The sequence below is a fragment of the Streptomyces sp. Q2 genome, assembly GCF_056820935.1.
Window position 1 is genome coordinate 1 of record NZ_JBXEJE010000136.1, and the last position, 306, is coordinate 306.

Consider the following 306-nt stretch of genomic DNA (forward strand, 5'->3'; position numbering starts at 1 on the left):
ACGCGCCGCAGTCCTGGGTGGCCTCGACCAGGTTCGCGGCCGTGACCAGCGGCAGTCCGGTGATCTCGGAGAGGTGGCGGCGGGCCGACTCCGCGTATCCGGCGGGGGCGTTGAGCCCGGTGCCGATCGCCGTGGCCCCCAGGTTGATCTCATGGATCAGCTCGACGGCCTCGTCAAGACGGTGGCGGTCCTCGTCAATCATGACGGCATAGGCGGAGAACTCCTGGCCGAGCGTCATCGGCACCGCGTCCTGCAACTGTGTACGGCCCATCTTGAGCACGTTGCGGAACTCGACGGCCTTGCGGG

Annotated in this window: 1 protein-coding gene; it reads right to left on the minus strand. The window is 68.3% G+C overall.

What is annotated here, in order from left to right:
* Positions 1–306, minus strand: a 306-nt coding sequence (locus tag ACWBNA_RS47925; protein WP_482710897.1) for a lyase family protein, incomplete at both ends; no start/stop codon positions are given.